A 16,839-nucleotide genomic window follows, 5' to 3' on the forward strand; every position below is an offset into this window, starting at 1 on the left:
AAAAGCTGGCACAAACCCCTATTCAGGCTACCGGCCTGGGGCCGCGCGCGCAGCCAACGCAGCTCCAGGCCCTCCCCCTTACTGCAGCACGAAGCCCTGCTCCCGCACCGTTTGCGAATCCAGCCCGATCTGGACCTTGAAATCCCCCGGCTCGGCGGCGTATTCGAGTTTGGCGTTGAAGAACTTCAGCTTGTCCTCATCAATGCTGAAACGCACCACGCGCTCCTCGCCAGCCTTGAGCATGAGCTTGTGGAAGTCCTTCAACTCCTTCACCGGCCGCACCACGGAGGCGGCGACGTCCCGGATATAGAGCTGGACCACGGTTTCGCCGTCGCGCTGCCCTGTGTTCTTCACCTTCACGCTGGCCTCGATCCGGCCATGGCGCGCCATGGTGGGGCTCGACAGCGTGATGCCGGACACGCTGAAGTCCGTATAGCTCAGTCCGTAGCCGAACGGGTACAGCGGGCCCGGCGATTCCTCGAAGTATTGCGAGGTGTAGTTCGGCGCCTGACCCGGCACGAACGGGCGCCCGATGCGCAGCTGGTTGTAGTAGGTGGGGATCTGCCCAAGCGAGCGCGGGAAGGAAATGGGCAGCTTGCCCGAGGGGTTGTAGTCGCCGAACAGCACATCGGCAATGGCATGGCCGCCTTCGGTGCCGGCGTACCAGGTCTCGAGCACGGCGTCGGCGTTGTCCTTTACCCAGTTGATGGTGAGCGGGCGGCCGTTCATCAGCACCACCACCATCGGCTTGCCGGTGGTCTTGAGCGCCTTGAGCAGCGTCTCCTGGCTGCCCGGCAGCGACAAGGTGGTACGGCTCGAGGCCTCGTGCGACATGCCGCGCGACTCGCCCACGGCCACCACGATCACGTCGGCGCCGCGCGCTGCCGCCACGGCTTCGGCAATCATGTCGCCGGGGGCACGCTTGTCCTGGACAATCTCGGGCTTGTCCCAGTTCATGAAGTTCAGGTACCCGACCACGCCAGCGTCGTCGGTCACGTTCGCGCCGCGGGCATAGACCACGCTGCCCTTGTCGCCGAGCGCGTCGCGCACGCCTTGGAGCAGCGTCACCGTCTGGGCGGATTTGCCGGCTGCGGACCAGCTCCCCATGGTGTCGATGGGCGCGTCGGCCAGCGGCCCGACGACCGCGACCTTGCCCGCCTTCTTCAGCGGCAGCGTGCGCTCGCGGTTCTCGAGCAGCACCAGCGACTTGCGCGCGGCGGCGCGTGCAGCGTCCCGATGCAGGCGGCTCTGCGCGTCGACGTCCTCCGGGTCCTGCCCGGCGGCGCCGATGCGCTTGAAGGGTTCCTGGAACAGCCCCAGGTCGTACTTGGCGCCCAGTATCTCGCGCACCGCGTCGTCGATCACGCGCATGGGCACTTCTCCGGATTTCACCAGCTCGGGCAAATGATCCCGATAGGCGGAGTCGTGCATGCTCATGTCGACGCCGGCCTGGATGGCGAGTTTGGCGGACTCGCGCGCATCCTTGGCCACGCCATGCCTGGTCAGCTCGTCGATCGCTCCGTGGTCGCTCACCGTGATGCCCTTGAAGCCCCAGGTCTTGCGCAACAGGTCCCGCAACAGCCATGTGTTGGATGTGGCCGGCACGCCGTTGATCGAGTTCAACGCGATCATGACGCCGCCGGCGCCGGCATCGATGGCGGCGCGGTACGGCGGCAGGTAGTCCTGGTACATGCGGATCGGGCTCATGTCGACCGTGTTGTAATCGCGCCCGCCCTCCACCGCGCCATACAGCGCGAAGTGCTTGACCACCGCCATCACGCTGTCGGCGTTGGCCAGCGATGTTCCCTGAAAGCCCCTGACGCTGGCCTGCGCGCACAGCGAGACCAGATACGGATCCTCGCCAAATCCCTCCGACGTACGCCCCCAGCGCGGATCGCGCGAGATGTCGACCATCGGCGCGAAGGTCATGTCGAGGCCGTCCGCGCTGGCTTCGATGGCCGAGACGCGCGCGCTCTGCGCCACGGTTTCCATATCCCAGCTCGACGCCAGGCCCAGGCTGATCGGGAAGATGGTGCGGTGCCCGTGCACCACATCGTAGGCGAAGAAGATGGGGATCTTCAGGCGGCTGCGCTCCACCGCCGCCTCCTGCATCGGCCGGTTGTCCTTGCGCGTCACCGAGTTGAACGTGCCGCCTACGCGGCCCGCCGCGATCTCCTTGAGCAGCTGGGGCTGGGGCATGTCCCCGCCGATGCTGATGAGGCGCAGTTGCCCGATCTTTTCCTCGAGCGTCATCCGTCCTATGAGATCGGCGACGAAGGCGTTCTTGTCGCCGGCAGCAGCCGGCGCGGTGCCGGCAAGAACCGGCGAACAAACCAGGCTGGCCGACAGGGCCAGCAAAGAGAGCATTCTCATCTGAGTGTTATCCAGGTGGCGCGACAAGCTAGCTGCCCCGCGATGGTGCGCATTTCCTGCCTGACAGGCACGCAAAGCGAAATACGTTATCTTTCTGCACTGCGCCCGCAGTTTACCGCCACTACACTATCCGAAGCCGCCGCGTGTGACGCGGCAGCCTTGCTCAACCTGTTTTTCTGGAGAGATTCGTGGTTCTTGCCGTCATCGCCGCGTCGTTTCGTAACAAGATGAAAATCGCCTTGCCAACGCTGCTTGCCGCAGGTTCGCTGCTGGCTGGCAGCCAGGCCAGCGCGTTCTCCCTGGACGACGTGGTACCCCGCGCCAAGACCCTGGCCGACAAGCCCTATGCCGCACCGGTCAGCAACCTGCCTCCGGTGTTCAGCCAGATGCAGTTTGCCGACTACATCAAGATCCAGCCGCAGCGCGACAACCTGGAGTGGAAGGACCAGGGCACGCCGTTCCGCCTGGGCTTCTACCACCAGGGCATGCAGTTCGGCAGCCCGGTACGCATCAACGAGATCGTGGGCGGCGCGGTCCATGAGATCAAGTACGATCCCGCGCGCTTCGACTTCGGCGACCTGAAGCTGGAAAAATCCGCGACCGGCAAGCTCGGCTATGCCGGCTTCCGGGTGCTCTACCCGATCAACCGGGCCGACAAGCTCGACGAGATCATGAGCGTGCTGGGCGCCAGTTATTTCCGGGTCGTCGGCAAAAACCAGGTCTATGGCCTGTCCAGCCGCGGCCTGGCCATCGATACCGGGCTGCCCGTCGCGGAGGAGTTTCCGGCCTTCCGCGAGTTCTGGATCGAGCGGCCGAATCCACAGGACAAGCACCTGGTGTTCTACGCCCTGCTTGATTCCAGGCATGCCACCGGCGCCTACCGCTTCGATCTCTACCCCGGCGAGGACGCGGTCCTCAAGGTGCAGGCGCGCATTTTCCTGCGCGGGGCCGTCACCAAGCTCGGCGTGGCGCCGCTGACCAGCATGTTCCTGTTCGGGCCGAACCAGCAACGCGACCCGTACAACTTCCGCCCTGCCCTGCACGACTCCAACGGCCTTGCCATCCATACCGGCAGCGGCGAATGGCTGTGGCGCCCGCTGAACAACCCGCGCAACCTCGCCATCAGCACCTTCCAGGTCACCAACCCCAAGGGCTTCGGCCTGCTTCAGCGGGGCCGCGCGTTTTCCTCGTATGAAGACCTGAAGGACCGCTATGACCTGCGGCCAAGCGCCTGGATCGAGCCCCAGGGCGACTGGGGCAAGGGCAAGGTCGAGCTGGTGGAAATCCCCACGCCCGACGAGACCAACGACAACATCGTCGCCTTCTGGACGCCGGACCAGTTGCCGCCCAAGGGCCAGCCCCTGAAGGCGGACTACACGATGCACTGGACTCTTGACGAGCGCGCCCTGGTGGACAAGGACCTGGCCTCGGTCAAGCAGACGCTGCGCTCCGCGGGAGAAATCACGCAGGCCAACCTGATCCGCCATCTGGATGGCAGTACCGGCATCGTGGTCGACTTCGAAGGCCCCGTGCTGGCGAACCTCCCCCCCGGCACGCAGGTCGGCGCGCAGGTCAGCGTGAGCAGCAACGCCGAGATCATCGACCGGGTGGTGGAACCCAATCCCGTCATCAAGGGCTGGCGGCTGAACCTGCGGATCTTCCGGGCTCAGGCGAGCGCGCCGCGGGTCGCCGGCATCACGGCCTGGACCGACTCGGCGAAGCGCTCGACGATGCGGTCGATATCCTGCGCCGAGCAGATGAACGGCGGCGCAAAGAGTACGTGGTCGCCTCGCACGCCATCCACCGTGCCGCCCATCGGATAGATCAGCAGCCCGTTCTGCATGGCGGTGGACTTGAGCCGGGCGTGCGTTTTCAGGGCCGGGTCCAGCGTCGCCTTGGTCTGGCGGTCGGCGACGAACTCCACGCCCACGAACAACCCTCGGCCACGGATGTCGCCAACGTTGGGGTGATCGCCCAGCGTTTCGCGCAGCCGGGCGCGGAGTTGCTCGCCGCGCGCCAGCACGTTTTCCAGCAGATGGTCTTCGGCGATGGTCTGCTGCACGGCCAGTGCCGCCGCGCAGGCGGTGGCATGGCCGATATACGTATGCCCGTGCTGGAAGAAGCCACTGCCGCCCAACACCGCGTCATAGATGCGGCTGGTGGAGATCATCGCGCCGATCGGCTGATAGCCCGCGGCCAGGCCCTTGGCAATGGTCACGATGTCGGGCACCACGCCATCTTCCTCGCATGCGAACAGGTGGCCGGTGCGGCCCATGCCGGACATGATTTCGTCGAGGATCAGCAGCACGCCGTACTTGTCGCAGACGGCGCGAATGCGCTTGAGATAGTCCGCCACCGGCGGCACGGCGCCGGCGGTCGCGCCTACCACGGTCTCCGCCACAAAGGCGGCGACGCTCTGCGGGCCGAGTTCGAGGATCTTGGCTTCGAGCTCGTCGGCAAGGCGCTGCGCGTACTGCTGGTCGGTCTCGCCCGCGGACTGGTCGCGATAGGCGTAGCACGGCGCCACATGGTGCGCCGGCACCAGCAGCGGCAGGAACGGCTCGCGGCGCCACGCATTGCCGCCGATGGCCAGCGCGCCCAGCGTGTTGCCGTGGTAGCTCTGGCGGCGCGCGATGAAGTGGCGGCGCTCCGTTTGCCCGATCTCCACGAAGTACTGCCGCGCCAGCTTCAACGCGGCCTCGACCGCCTCGGAGCCGCCCGAGACAAAGTAGACGTGATTGAGGTCGCCGGGCGCGGCCTGCGCCAAGGTCCGGGCCAGTTCTTCCGACACTTCGGTGGTAAAGAACGATGTATGCGCGTAGGCGAGCGAGTCGACCTGCTGCTTGATGGCTTCGATCACGCGCGGATGCCCGTGGCCCAGGCAGGACACGGCGGCCCCGCCCGAAGCGTCGATATAGTGCTTGCCGTTGCTGTCGATGAGCTCGATGCCCTTGCCGGCGACTGCCACGGCAAGCGTCTGGCGGGGATTGCGGTGAAATACGTGGGTCATGATGATTGGTGTTGAAGCGACATGTCGAATTAGGCGTGCGGGCGATGCGTGAGAACCTGGCCGGGGAACGCGGCAATGACGTGTGTTTCCTCCCACACGCGCTGGCCGTTGACCCAGACGCCGTGGATGCCTTCGCTTGCGCGGATCGGATCCTCGAAGGTAGCGTTGTCCTGCACGCGATCCGCGTCGAACAGGACCAGGTCGGCGAACTGGCCGGCCCGGATCAGCCCGCGCTCCGTGAGTCCGTATTGCTCGGCGGCAAGCCCGGACATCTTGTGAACGGCCTGCTCAAGCGTCATCAGCCCGGACTCGCGCACCATCCGCGCCAGGATCCGCGGGAATGTGCCCCACTGGCGTGGATGGGGACGCGGATCGAACGGCAGTCCGTCCGAGCCAAAGATGGTCAGGGGAAAGCTGGCAATGCGCTCGACATCCGCTTCATCCATGATGAAGTAGATGGCGGCGGCGGGCTTCAGCTTTTCCAGCAGGCCATGTTCGTCCAGCCCCAAGCTCTGCATGAGTTCCTGGAAATCCCGGCCGCCCGCTTCCGGGCAGCCTTTGGACCAGGTGATCATGGTGCGCGAGGATTGCCGTACGCGATCCAGCCGTAGCATGGTCGAGGTTGCGGGATAGGGATGGCAGTCCAGGCATAGCGGCTGCAGCCTGGCGGCTTTCTCCAGGATGGCCAAGGTCTCCACGGAGCGGCCGTGATTGCGTTTGCCCGCCACCTTGTGGTGCGAGAAGACGATGCGGCAATCCAGCGCCCCGCCGATCCTGAGCGCTTCTTCGATCGACGGCACGATATCGTCGGTCTCGTCGCGCAGGTGGGTGGAGTAGATGCCCCCGAATGCCCGCAGCGGCTCGCAGACCTGGATGATCTCCTGCTCCGTGGCGGCGGCGGCCGGCGGATAGAAGGTGCCAGTGGAAACGCCAAAGGCGCCTGCCCGCATGGCTTTTTCCACCTCCATGCGCATGACGGCCACTTCCTCCGCGTTGGCTTCGCGGCCCACGTCCGGCATGGCCTTGACGCGGAGCGTGGAATGGCCGAGCAACGGCACCACATTCACGTTGGCCGGCTTGCTGCGCATGGCATCAAGCCAGTCGGCGAATTCGGCGAACCGGAACAGTTCCGCGGGGCCCATCAGGTCCAGGGGCTGCGGCGGATCGCTGCTGACCAGCGGCGCCACGCTGATGCCGCAGTTGCCTGTCACCACCGTGGTGATGCCCTGCGAGACCTTGGGTTCCATCTCCGGATGCACCAGCAGGTAGCCGTCGTCGTGCGTATGGGAATCGATGAAGCCCGGCGCCAGCACGCGGCCCGCCGCGTCGATCACTACCCTCGCCTGCATGCCGGCCAGGTCGCCGACGGCAACGACCCGGTCGCCGGCGACAGCAACATCCGCGATCCGCCGCGGCGCGCCCGTGCCATCGACCAGCGTCGCGCGCAAAAACAGCAGGTCCGCAATGCTGGCGGCCTCAATGGGTAATACCGACATGACTTCTCTCCCCTGCCTACTGTGGTTCGATTCCCGCTTGTTTGACAACTTCCGCCCACTTTACGGTCTCACGGGCCGCAAAGGCGGACAGCGCCTGCGGTGTGCCGCCGACGGCTTCTGCGCCCAGGGCAGCGAATTTCGCCTTCAAGGCCGGATTGGCCAGTGATTGGTTGAACGCGGCATTGAGCCGGGCAACGGTGTCACTGGACGTGCCGCCGGGCGCTACCAGCCCACCCCACGCCACACCTTCAAAACCCGGCACGCCGGATTCGGCAATGGTGGGCAGGTCCGGCAGCATGGGGGAGCGGTTCAGGCTGGTCACCGCCAGCGCCCTGAGCTTGCCCGCCTTGATCAGCGGCAGGATCGTGGGCATGTTGTCGATCAGCACGTTGACCTGCCCACCCATCACATCGGTGGCGGCCTGCGGGCTACCCTTGTAGCCAACGTGCATCCAGGTGAGCCTGGCCCTGTCGGCCAGCAACTGGCCAGTGAGATGGCCCGAGGTGCCCTGCCCGGGCGAGGCGAACGTCACCTTGCCGGGATGATCGTTGACATAGCGGAGCAGCTCGGCAAAGGTCTTCACCGGCAGGTCGTTGTTGACGGCGATCACGTTGGGCACCTTGAACAGCAGCACCACCGGCACGAAATTGTCCGGGCGGTAGCTGAGCTTCCTGAAGGTGCTCTTGTTGATCGCCAGCGTGACGTTGTTGGCATACCCCAGCGTGTAGCCATCCGGAGCGTGTAGCCATCCGGCGCGGCGCGCTCGATCTCCGAGATACCGATGATGCCGGACGCCCCCGGCTTGTTATCGATCACGAACGACTGGCCGAGCGTCTTGCCCACCTCGGCGGTCAGTGCCCGCATCAGCACATCGGGGCTGCCGCCCGCCGCGGACGGCACTACCAGCCGGATCGGCTTGGAGGGATAGGCATCGGCGGACAAGGCCGCCGTGAACGGCGCCGCCGCGCAGCAAAGAAACGCTGCGGCCTTGAGTGTGAAACCAACCGTGGAGTTCTTCAAAACTTGTCCTCTGGCGTGGGGTGCGTGCACAAACTGCCGGCACCGGTGAAGTATAAGAAAGCGCGCCCGTCTATGCAACATATGTTTCCTTAAAAATCATAAAGATTCACACGATTCATTGCGCGCCGCGCTACACCAAGCCACGCCGGAGCCACGTCCCGTGCAGCGCGCGAGCGGTTGTGCAACAATCGTTACATCCGCCAATCGGGAACCCCCCATGCCTACCGAAGCCTCCATGCCGCCGCAGAGCCTGGATGAACTGCTTGTTCATCTCCGGGAGAACTTCGCCACGCTCAGTACGCAGTTCCAGGGCGGGGCGCGCTACCTGCTCGATCATCCGCAAGAGATTCCCATCCTTTCCATGCGCAAGATTGCCGTGGATGCCGGCGTCCAGCCGGCCACCCTGGTGCGCCTGGCGCAGTTCCTTGGCTTCGAGGGCTGGCAGGGCCTGCGCGAGCTCTTTGTCGAGTCGATCCGCGGTGGCCCGCAGCCCTACGCCAAGCGGGCCAAGAAGCTGGTGCGCGAGAGCGGGTCGAGCCGCATGCTCACCGACATGCTCGACGCCCAGCACCGCAACCTCGACCTGACCGGCGCCAACAATGCCGAGTCGATGCCGCAGGCTGCCGACCTGCTCAGTGCCGCGCCCAATGTGTATGTGGCCGGCTTTCGCTCGTGCTACCCCATCGCGTTCACGCTGCACTACGTGTATCGGCTGTTTCGCCCCACGGTGCACCTGATCCGTGGCGATGCGGGCACGCTCGAGATGGAGCTGCGCGCATTGACGCCCAAGGACGCCGTGGTGGTGGTGAGCTTTGCGCCCTACTCCCAGGAAAGCATCCGCGTGGCCGATGCCGCGCGCGAGGCCGGCTGCCGCGTGGTCGCACTGACCGACAGCACCGTGGCGCCGATTGCCCTGCATGCCGATTGCACGCTGCTGTTTTCCATCGACAGCCCCTCGTTCTTTCCCTCCATCACGGCCGGGGTGGCGGTGGCGGAAGCCCTGGTCGAGCAATTGCTCGCCAAGAAGGGCAAAGGCGCGATCAAGGCGCTCGAACTCGCCGAAGGCCAGTTGCACCAGACTGGCGCCTATGTCCCGGCCAGGCGGAGCTAGCTGGCCAGGCTCGCGGCTAGGCGAGCTTGTTGCAGCCGGCCCGCGCATTGCGGCAAAGCCCTTGGGCTTCCAGGAACAACGCCGCGTCCAGGCACCTCGCCTCGTGCCAGGTCGGCCCGATTAGCTGGACACCGAAGGGCATGCCGTCCACGGCGCAAGGCGCGGCGACCACGGGCAGCCCGGCCAGCGAGACGGGGCGAGTCAGGTGGCCGGCATCTGCGCGCGGCACGTAGATCCGCCGGCCGCCGCCGATCTGCTCCGCCCCGATCAGGGGCGCTGCGTAAGGCGTGGTGCACGCCAGCAGCAGGTCAACCTCGTCGAACAGTGCCTCCAGCTTTTGGCGCCACACGGCCTGGTAGGCCTTGGCCATCTGGTACCAGCCCTCGGGGATCGCCAGCCCGGCCAGCATGCGCCGGCGCACAAAGGCGCTATAACCGGGATGGCGCTCGGCGAATCCGCGCTGAGCATGGTTGCGCCCGACTTCAAACGCGGAAATGATCGACGCGGCGTCGCGTGCAAGATCGGCCTCGGGCAGATCGATCAGGTGCGCGGACCCAAACGCGGAGGCAACGCGCAGCACGGCATCCTGGGCCTCGTCTTGCGCGAAATCGCCAAAGCCGGCTTGCAGGATCCCCACGCGCAGGCCCGCCATCGCCCCGCCGCCGGCCGGCATCGGCTGGCCGGTGGCGGGACCGGCCCCCTGCATCGCGCGGTACGCAAGCGCCAGCCCGCTTGCATCCGAGGCCATCGGGCCAACCGCATCCAGGCTCTCGGCATACGGGAAGCAGCCCTGTGCCGGAATGCGTCCCGTGGTCGGCCGCAGGCCCCAGATGCCGCAGAACGACGCCGGCGCGCGAATGGATCCGTTGGTATCGGACCCGATGCCGATCGGTGCGATCCCGGCTGCAATCGCCGCGGCGGTGCCCGCCGACGATCCGCCCGCGATCCTGGCTGGATCCAGCGGATTGCGCACCGGCCCGCCAATCACGTTCTCGCCGGTGGCGCCACAGGCATACTCGTCCATCTGCGTCAGCGCCACCGGGATCGCGCCGGCTGCTATCCACGCTTGCACCACGGCAGCGCTGCTGGCCGCGGGCGGCTCGTTCGCCCGCGCAAGGGCGCCGGCAAGCGTCGCGTGGCCCTGCACGTCCAGCAGGTTCTTGACGACGAAGGGCACACCGGCCAGGGGAAGCGGGGCCTTGCCGGCGAGGCGGGCCGTGTCACAGGCGAGTGCGCCGGCCATGGCCTGCGCCGCCAGCAGTTGGGAGACACAGTTCAGCGGCTCCACCGCCGCCGCCCTGGCAAGGCTGGCGCGAACCACGTCTTGCGCGGTAACGCTGCCGTGCCGAAGCTGCGCCGCGATGCCAGCGACAGAATGCAGATCAACCGCCACTGTCTTTGCCATTGCCGTTCTCCACCCTGCCGCACGCTTGTCCGCTTGCCAAGGCACCGGCAAGCCCCAGCGCCATGCCCTCCATGCCCTGCACCAGCGCCACGACGGCCTCGTGATCTTCCGCCGAAACCGGCGGCCGGACTTTGCCAATGGCCAGATCCACGGCAGCCAGCAGTTCCGCCTGCGTCATGCGCTGCATCGCCATCTCACACCTGCCGGTCGGACATGAGCTGGCGCGGAATGGCGAGGATCACCACCGCGGCAATCAGCATCATGGCGGCCAGTGCCAGCACCCCCAGCGAGATGCTGCCGGTGGACTGCTTGATGCCACCCATGAGCACCGGGCCGATCAAGCCAGCCAGGCTGGCAGCGCTGTTGATCATGGCGATGCCGCCGGCGGCGGCCGTGCCTGCCAGCACGCGGCCCGGCAGGCCCCAGAACATTGCCAGCGTCGCCATCAGGCCGGAGATGCCAATGGTCAGGAACACCATGGCCACGACGGTATTGTGCGGAAACAGCGTACTGGCCCACATGGCGGCAGCCGCGATAAAGAGCGGGACGGCGCAATGCAGGCGCCGCTCGCCCACGCGCTGCGCATGCGCCGCGTTGCGGTTCATGACCACGCAGGCAACGCTGTAAGGGATGGCCGTCAGCAGGGCGATTTCGAGGGGCGACTGCATGCCCGTGGACTGGATGATGGTCGGGAGCCAGAACACCAGGCCGTAGTTGCCGATATTGAACAGCAGGCAGATGCCCATCAGCATCCACAGCACCGGGGACTTGAGCGCGGCCACGAAACTCGTGTTCTTGCGGGCGTTTTCGGTCGATAGCGTGGTGGTGATCGCCGCCGCTTCCGCCTTCGTCAGCCACGGCGCGGTCTGCGGCGACTCCGGCAATATCTTGAACACGAGCAGGCCCAGCACGATCGCCGGCAACGCTTCGATCAGGAACATCCACTGCCAGCCCTGCAAGCCATGCAGGTCGTGCGTGCCGGACATCAGCGCGCCGGAAATCGGCCCGCCGAGCACCATCCCCAGCGGCATCGCCAGGAACAGGATCGACATGATCTTCGACTGCCGGGCCGCCGGATACCACTTGTTCAGATACATGACCGCGGCAGGGAAGAAGCCGGCTTCCGTCACGCCCAGCATGAACCGTGCGAAGTAGAACTCCGCTGGCGTGCTCACCAGCATGGTCGCGGCGGAAACCAGCCCCCACACGATCATGATGGCGGCCATGCTCCTGCGCATGCCCAGCCGGTAGATCAGCAGGCTGCTGGGCACCTGGCAGAGCATATAGCCCCAGAAGAAGATGCCGGCCCCGATGCCGTACACCACGTCGCTCAGCCCCAGCGCCTGCTGCATCTGCAGCTTGGCAAAGCCAACGTTCACCCGGTCCAGGTAGCTGAAGAAATAGCAAAGGACGATGAACGGCACGATGCGCCTGGTCACCTTGGCGAAGGCGGCGGCGTCCAGCCCGCTCTCAACGCATGGCGCTTCTGCCGCGACATCCAGGGTGGCGGCGTTCTTGACAACGGTCATGCTGGTCTCCTCTGAATCCCGGGTTACTCGAACGCTTCGTCGTTCGGCTGGTCGTAAGCCTTCTTGACCGCGGCGCTCATCGGAAACTCGAAATTGATGTTCTTCGGCGGCACCGGCTTGCTGAACCATTTGTCGTACAGGCCCTTGATTTCGCCGCTCTTCATCAAGCCGGTGATCACGCCGTCGACCAGCTTCTTGAACTCGGGATCATCCTTGCGCATCATGAAACCGTAGGCCTCGAACGATGTTTTCGCGCCCGACAGCAGCACGTCGTCCATCATCCTGATTGCAGGATCAGGAACGACTCGCCGTAGTCCTTGGCGCTCTGGATGGTGATGTTGGCCTTCTTGTCGTCATTAAGCTTGCGCAGGATCCGCTCGGAGGTGGTGCCCGCGTTGGTGACCACGGCCTTGCCGCTGAGATCCGGGAAGTCGTGGACCGGGCTGCCCTTCTTGACCAGCAGGCGGGTGCCGGCGACAAAGAAGGTGGTGGAGAACGACACCTGCTGCTGGCGCGCTTTCAGGTTGGTGGTGACCCCGCACTCCAGGTCGACCGTGCCGTTCTGGACCAGGGAGATGCGGTTCTGCGACGTGACCGGCACCATGTGAACGTCAAGCTTGGCCAACCCTGTCTGCTTCCTGACCTCGGCCACCACCTTGTCGCAGATGTCTTGCGAGTAGCCGATCACCTTCTGGTTGCTGTCGTAGAAAGAGAACGGGATCGATGAGGTGCGATGCCCGATCGTGATCGTTCCCGATTCCTTGATCCGGGCCAGCGTCGGGCTGGCGGACACGTCCGCGGCCTGGACCGCCCCCACGCCAAGCATCGCTCCCAGCATTGCCAATCCGAGGCAGGTGGCTTTCACAGCTTTCATTTATCGCTCCTTGTTTAGCAGACATGCGACGGGCCATCGCGTTTGAATACTATTCACTGAGCAACAATTGTTCCATCATGGATAACCATGAAACATATGTATTTTTTGCGCCAAAAATGAAGGAACAGTCGCATCACGCACCAATCACGTGACACATATGGTGCATGCCAACCGCGTATTGGGGCATGGCGGAACCAGCAAGCCCCCGCAACTAGGCGTAGCATGTCGCGCTCGCCCAAGCCTTCGACCCAGCCTTCGACCCGCCTTATGCGCTCCCTGCGTTCCATGCGCCCCCTGCCGCCTCTCGCGACCCTGCGCGCGTTCGAAGCCACCGCAAGGCGCCTGAGTTTCAGCCTCGCGGGGCAAGAGCTTTTTGTGTCACAAAGCGCCGTCAGCCACCATATCCAGCGCCTCGAGAGCGATCTGGGCGTGGCCCTGTTCGAGCGGCGCGCCCGTGCGGTTGCGCTGACCCCGGCTGGCCAGGCGTACTACGCCAAGGTGCATGCGGCGTTCGCGCTGCTGCGCGAGGGCACCGAGCAGGTACGGGCTAGCGCCATCGCGCGCGCGACACTGACCGTGGGGCTGCTGGCGTCCTTTGGCACGCGCTGGCTGGCGCCGCGCTTGCAGGCGTTCTCCCTGGCGCATCCCGACATCGACCTGCAGTTGCGGCCCGATATCGCGCTGGCTGACGTGGCGGGCGGCGAGGTGGATGTGGCGATCCGCTACGGGCGCGGCGCCTGGCCAGGCGTGCAGGCGCAGCAGCTCATGCCCGAGCGCCTGTCGGTGGTCTGCGTGCCGGGGCTGATCGCCGGACCGGATCGCCCCGCCAGGCCACAGGACCTGCTGCGCTTCGCGTTCCTGTCGTCGCATGCCCGGGATCCGTTCGAGTGGGATGCGTGGTCGCGCCGCTTTGGCCTGGACCTGGACCAGGCGCGGACCGTGCACCTGCACGACTACAACATCGTGGTGGAGGCGGCGTTGGCCGGCCAGGGCATTGCCATGGGCCGCCACCGGCTGATCGCCCAGCAACTTGCCAGCGGCGCGCTGGTGCAGGCCCTCCCCGGCACGGTACTGGATGACCCTGGCATCGGCTGGTGGCTGGTCGCGCCGCGCGGGGCGCTGGGCGAGGCCGCATCGGCGTTCCGTGCATGGTTGATGGCGGCGGCCGCCGAGGATTCGATGGCAGGGATGTGATGCGATGTAACGGGATGGGTTACGAAGAGACATCACGCCATGTGACGGCACGTATTAGTTTTGCTCATGCGTGCCGGGCGAGAATTGATTGGTTTCCCGGCCGCCAAGCCGATAGGATGGGCTTTCCCCATCTCTTTTCAGCGCAACCGACATGACCCTCTCCCTCTCCGGCCGCGTGGCCGAACTCGGCCTGACCCTGGAAGCCGCCGCCGCGCCCGCCGCCAACTACGTGCCGTTCGTACAGGACGGCAACCTGCTCTTTATCTCCGGCCAGATCTCCCGCGAGCATGGCCAGGCCGCTTACCTGGGCCGCCTGGGCGACACGATTTCGGACGAAGACGGTGTGCGGGCGGCGCAGCTGTCGGCGCTCGGCATCCTGTCGCAGGTGGCCGCCGCCACGGGCGACCGGCTGGACCGCGTGGCCCGCGTGGTGCGGCTTGGCGTGTTCGTGGCCTGCACGCCGGACTTCAATCGCCAGAGCGCCATCGCCAACGGCGCATCGGACCTGATGGTGCAGGTCTTCGGCGATGCGGGCCGCCATGCGCGCAGCGCCGTCGGCGTGGCCTCGCTGCCCGCCGGCGTTGCCGTGGAGGTCGAGGCGGTCATCTCCCTCACTTCGCCCTGAACACAACGCGCCCCACAGGAGCCCTCATGCCTGCCCCCCTCACCGCTACCGCCGTCGACGCACTGCGTGCCCTTACCCCTGGCGCGCAAAGCACCACGCATTTCAACCACGGCGGCGCCTCCTTGCCGTCCGCGGCCACGCTCGAGGCGATCTACAGCCATCTGCGGCGCGAGGCCATGCTGGGGCCGATGGAGGCAGGTGTCGCGGCGCGCGAACAAACAGAGCGCGCACGCACCCTCGCCGCGCGGTTGCTGAACGCCGAGCCCGCCGAGATCGCACTGACCACGGGCAATTCGCCCGGGTGGGGTGCCGCGTTTGCGGCCCTGGGGGCCTGGCAGCCCGGTGAGCGCATCCTGGTCGGGCGCCACGAATGGGGCGGCAACCTGGCCGCCATGCGCCTGACGGCCCAGCGCGCTGGCGCCTCGATCGAGACCATCCCGAGCGACAGCAGCGGCGCCGTGGACCCTGAAGCACTAGCGGCCATGATCGACGGCCGGGTGCGGCTGATCGCGCTGACCTGGCTGCCGGCCAACGGGGGGCTCATCAATCCGGCGGCGGCCATCGGGCAAGTGGCGCGGCGCCACGGCATCCCCTACTTCATCGACGCAGCGCAGGCAGTGGGCCAACTGCCGATCGATGTGACCCAGCTGGGCTGCGACGTGCTCAGCGGCGCGGGCCGCAAGGCGCTGCGCGGCCCAAGGGGCACGGGCCTGCTGTACGTGCGGCGGGATTTCCTGCCCCGCCTGACGCCGGCATTCGTCGACACGTACTCCGCGCCGCTGGATGCGCACGGTGAGCCGGTGCTGCGGGCCGGCGCGGCCAGGTTCGAGTCGGCGGAAGCCGCAATGGCGCTGCGCTGCGGGCTGGCCAACGCCCTGGAGGAAGCCCTGGAGATCGGCCTTGAAAACATCCGCGCGCGCATCGACGGCACCGCGCGGGCGCTGCGCGCGCAACTGGCCGAGATACCCGGCGTCACCGTGCTGGACCAAGGCCGCGAGCTTTCAGGGTTGGTGGCGTTTAACGTCGCCGGCCACAACCCCATGGCGCTGCAGGGCAGCCTTGCGGCGCAAGGCGTGACGATTGGCAGCAACGGCGTGCCTTATACCCCGCTGGACATGAACGCGCGCGGGATCGACCAGGTGGCGCGCGCCTCGGTCAGCTATCTCACCACGGAGGCGGAGATCGGGCGATTGCTGGCCGCATTGCGGGCCTTGGTGTGAGACGTGGTGTGAGACGTGGCGAAAAAGCAAACCCGAAACTGGTGCAGACTAGCGGTTGTTGCCACCAAGACCCCTAGGCTGTATGAAGATTGGACCCTTTGCGCTTGCGCTTGCACCGCTCATCCTGATGCTCGGCATCGCCGTGGCCGTGCTGGCCGGGCGAGCCGTCGGCAAGGACCGGGCGAGCATGGAACGCGCGATCCTTGCCATCGTGCTGGCCGGCCTGGTGGTGGCGCGGCTGGTCTTTGTGCTGCAATACCTGCCGGCCTACCGCGCCGATTGGCCGACCATCCTGGATATCCGGGACCAAGGCTTTGACCTGGCCTCGGGCGCCGTGGCCGCAGCCTGCATGTTGGCGTGGTATCTGATTCGCCGGCGGGCGATGCGCAAGCCGCTGCTTGCCGCGGCGGCGGCGGGCGTGGTGGCCTGGGGCGCGGCAACCATGTTGGCGAATCGTTCCGGACCCCCGCCGTCTGTCCCCGCCGTCGCGCTGGTCAACGCGGCCGGCCAGATGCAGCCGCTTTCCATGGCCAATGGCAAGCCAACCGTGGTGAACCTGTGGGCCACCTGGTGCCCGCCCTGCCGGGCCGAGATGCCAATGCTTGCCAAGGCACAGGCAGAAAACCCGAACGTGAACATCGTCTTCGTGAACCAGGCCGAGCCGCGCGACATCGTGCAACGCTATCTGGAGGAAACCCGGGTCCGCATCGACAACCTGCTGTTTGACCCCGGTCTCGAAGTGGCCAAGGCCACGGGCGCCAAAGGGTATCCGACGACGCTGTTCTATGACGCGCAAGGCCGGCTGGTGTCGACGCATCTCGGCGGATACTCGCGCGCGACGTTCGAGCATGCCCTGGAGCAGTTCCAGCCGCGCCGCTAGGCAGCGGCTGAGAGGCGCGCCGATTCCGTACTTCGGCCTGCCGCGGCAAGGCAAGCCGCTGCGCGGCGTCGCCCGGCGCCCCGAAAAAATAATCGCCCGTGC

The 16,839-nt window shown here is 66.3% G+C and carries 13 protein-coding genes and 2 pseudogenes; 6 read left to right on the forward strand and 9 right to left on the reverse strand.

Annotation, left to right across the window (positions count from 1 at the left end):
- Positions 1-78 precede the first annotated feature (78 nt).
- Positions 79-2,367, reverse strand: a complete 2,289-nt coding sequence (gene bglX / locus OR16_RS05835; protein ID WP_006157040.1) for a beta-glucosidase BglX — start codon at positions 2,365-2,367, stop codon at positions 79-81.
- 233 nt (positions 2,368-2,600) lie between these two features.
- Here bglX and OR16_RS05840 point away from each other — a divergent pair.
- Positions 2,601-4,031: pseudogene (locus OR16_RS05840) on the forward strand (glucan biosynthesis protein G); the annotation flags it as partial.
- An 8-nt stretch (positions 4,032-4,039) separates the two neighbouring features.
- Here OR16_RS05840 and OR16_RS40945 read toward each other — a convergent pair.
- Genes OR16_RS40945 through OR16_RS45375 form a run of 4 tightly spaced genes read right to left on the reverse strand, consistent with a single transcriptional unit; the run spans position 4,040 to position 7,899 of the window.
- A complete protein-coding gene (locus OR16_RS40945; RefSeq protein WP_081488694.1) occupies positions 4,040-5,383 on the reverse strand; it encodes an aspartate aminotransferase family protein in 1,344 nt (447 codons plus the stop codon).
- A gap of 29 nt (positions 5,384-5,412) precedes the next feature.
- Positions 5,413-6,879 (reverse strand): N-acyl-D-amino-acid deacylase family protein, encoded by a 1,467-nt coding sequence (locus OR16_RS05850; RefSeq protein ID WP_006157043.1) that lies wholly within the window; start codon positions 6,877-6,879, stop codon positions 5,413-5,415.
- Between the two features lie 16 nt (positions 6,880-6,895).
- Positions 6,896-7,522, reverse strand: coding sequence for a Bug family tripartite tricarboxylate transporter substrate binding protein (locus OR16_RS45370; protein WP_423739635.1), 627 nt, complete (start codon positions 7,520-7,522; stop codon positions 6,896-6,898).
- Entirely contained in the window at positions 7,486-7,899 is a 414-nt protein-coding gene (locus OR16_RS45375) for a Bug family tripartite tricarboxylate transporter substrate binding protein (RefSeq protein ID WP_237716944.1), read from the reverse strand. The genes OR16_RS45370 and OR16_RS45375 overlap by 37 nt, the downstream gene beginning before the upstream one ends.
- A 217-nt stretch (positions 7,900-8,116) precedes the next feature.
- Between OR16_RS45375 and OR16_RS05860 the strand changes: the two genes are divergently transcribed.
- Entirely contained in the window at positions 8,117-9,010 is an 894-nt protein-coding gene (locus OR16_RS05860) for a MurR/RpiR family transcriptional regulator (protein ID WP_006157044.1), read from the forward strand.
- 16 nt (positions 9,011-9,026) lie between these two features.
- Here OR16_RS05860 and OR16_RS05865 read toward each other — a convergent pair whose 3' ends face one another.
- The 4 genes and pseudogenes from OR16_RS05865 to OR16_RS05880 all read right to left on the reverse strand — a co-directional run bounded on the left by OR16_RS05865 (position 9,027) and on the right by OR16_RS05880 (position 12,782).
- Positions 9,027-10,415 carry an amidase family protein gene (locus OR16_RS05865; protein WP_050982899.1) on the reverse strand — a complete coding sequence of 463 codons (1,389 nt, stop codon included), beginning with the start codon at positions 10,413-10,415 and terminating at the stop codon, positions 9,027-9,029.
- Positions 10,393-10,608 carry a hypothetical protein gene (locus OR16_RS05870; RefSeq protein WP_006157046.1) on the reverse strand — a complete coding sequence of 72 codons (216 nt, stop codon included), beginning with the start codon at positions 10,606-10,608 and terminating at the stop codon, positions 10,393-10,395. Before OR16_RS05870 ends, OR16_RS05865 begins: the two co-directional genes overlap by 23 nt.
- A gap of 1 nt (position 10,609) precedes the next feature.
- On the reverse strand, positions 10,610-11,944 hold the full coding sequence (locus OR16_RS05875; protein WP_006157047.1) for an MFS transporter: 1,335 nt from the start codon (positions 11,942-11,944) through the stop codon (positions 10,610-10,612).
- A 23-nt stretch (positions 11,945-11,967) separates the two neighbouring features.
- Positions 11,968-12,782, reverse strand: a pseudogene (locus OR16_RS05880) (transporter substrate-binding domain-containing protein).
- A 312-nt stretch (positions 12,783-13,094) separates the two neighbouring features.
- Here OR16_RS05880 and OR16_RS05885 point away from each other — a divergent pair.
- The 4 genes from OR16_RS05885 to OR16_RS05900 all read left to right on the forward strand — a co-directional run bounded on the left by OR16_RS05885 (position 13,095) and on the right by OR16_RS05900 (position 16,737).
- Positions 13,095-14,012 carry a LysR substrate-binding domain-containing protein gene (locus OR16_RS05885; RefSeq protein ID WP_043418710.1) on the forward strand — a complete coding sequence of 306 codons (918 nt, stop codon included), beginning with the start codon at positions 13,095-13,097 and terminating at the stop codon, positions 14,010-14,012.
- Between the two features lie 151 nt (positions 14,013-14,163).
- Complete coding sequence (locus tag OR16_RS05890; protein WP_006157049.1) at positions 14,164-14,637, forward strand: RidA family protein; 474 nt, start codon at positions 14,164-14,166, stop codon at positions 14,635-14,637.
- A gap of 26 nt (positions 14,638-14,663) precedes the next feature.
- On the forward strand, positions 14,664-15,857 hold the full coding sequence (locus OR16_RS05895; protein ID WP_006157050.1) for an aminotransferase class V-fold PLP-dependent enzyme: 1,194 nt from the start codon (positions 14,664-14,666) through the stop codon (positions 15,855-15,857).
- A gap of 82 nt (positions 15,858-15,939) precedes the next feature.
- A complete protein-coding gene (locus tag OR16_RS05900) occupies positions 15,940-16,737 on the forward strand; it encodes a TlpA disulfide reductase family protein (RefSeq protein ID WP_006157051.1) in 798 nt (265 codons plus the stop codon).
- Positions 16,738-16,839: the final 102 nt, after the last annotated feature.

Source organism: Cupriavidus basilensis OR16, from assembly GCF_000243095.1.
Taxonomy (GTDB): domain Bacteria; phylum Pseudomonadota; class Gammaproteobacteria; order Burkholderiales; family Burkholderiaceae; genus Cupriavidus; species Cupriavidus basilensis_D.

Coding starts and splice junctions, on each gene's coding strand:
- bglX (WP_006157040.1), bottom strand. CDS start 2,367: ATGCTCTCTTTGCTGGCCCTGTCGGCCAGCCTGGTTTGTTCGCCGGTT.
- OR16_RS40945 (WP_081488694.1), bottom strand. CDS start 5,383: ATGACCCACGTATTTCACCGCAATCCCCGCCAGACGCTTGCCGTGGCA.
- OR16_RS05850 (WP_006157043.1), bottom strand. CDS start 6,879: ATGTCGGTATTACCCATTGAGGCCGCCAGCATTGCGGACCTGCTGTTT.
- OR16_RS05860 (WP_006157044.1), top strand. CDS start 8,117: ATGCCTACCGAAGCCTCCATGCCGCCGCAGAGCCTGGATGAACTGCTT.
- OR16_RS05865 (WP_050982899.1), bottom strand. CDS start 10,415: ATGGCAAAGACAGTGGCGGTTGATCTGCATTCTGTCGCTGGCATCGCG.
- OR16_RS05870 (WP_006157046.1), bottom strand. CDS start 10,608: ATGGCGATGCAGCGCATGACGCAGGCGGAACTGCTGGCTGCCGTGGAT.
- OR16_RS05875 (WP_006157047.1), bottom strand. CDS start 11,944: ATGACCGTTGTCAAGAACGCCGCCACCCTGGATGTCGCGGCAGAAGCG.
- OR16_RS05890 (WP_006157049.1), top strand. CDS start 14,164: ATGACCCTCTCCCTCTCCGGCCGCGTGGCCGAACTCGGCCTGACCCTG.
- OR16_RS05895 (WP_006157050.1), top strand. CDS start 14,664: ATGCCTGCCCCCCTCACCGCTACCGCCGTCGACGCACTGCGTGCCCTT.
- OR16_RS05900 (WP_006157051.1), top strand. CDS start 15,940: ATGAAGATTGGACCCTTTGCGCTTGCGCTTGCACCGCTCATCCTGATG.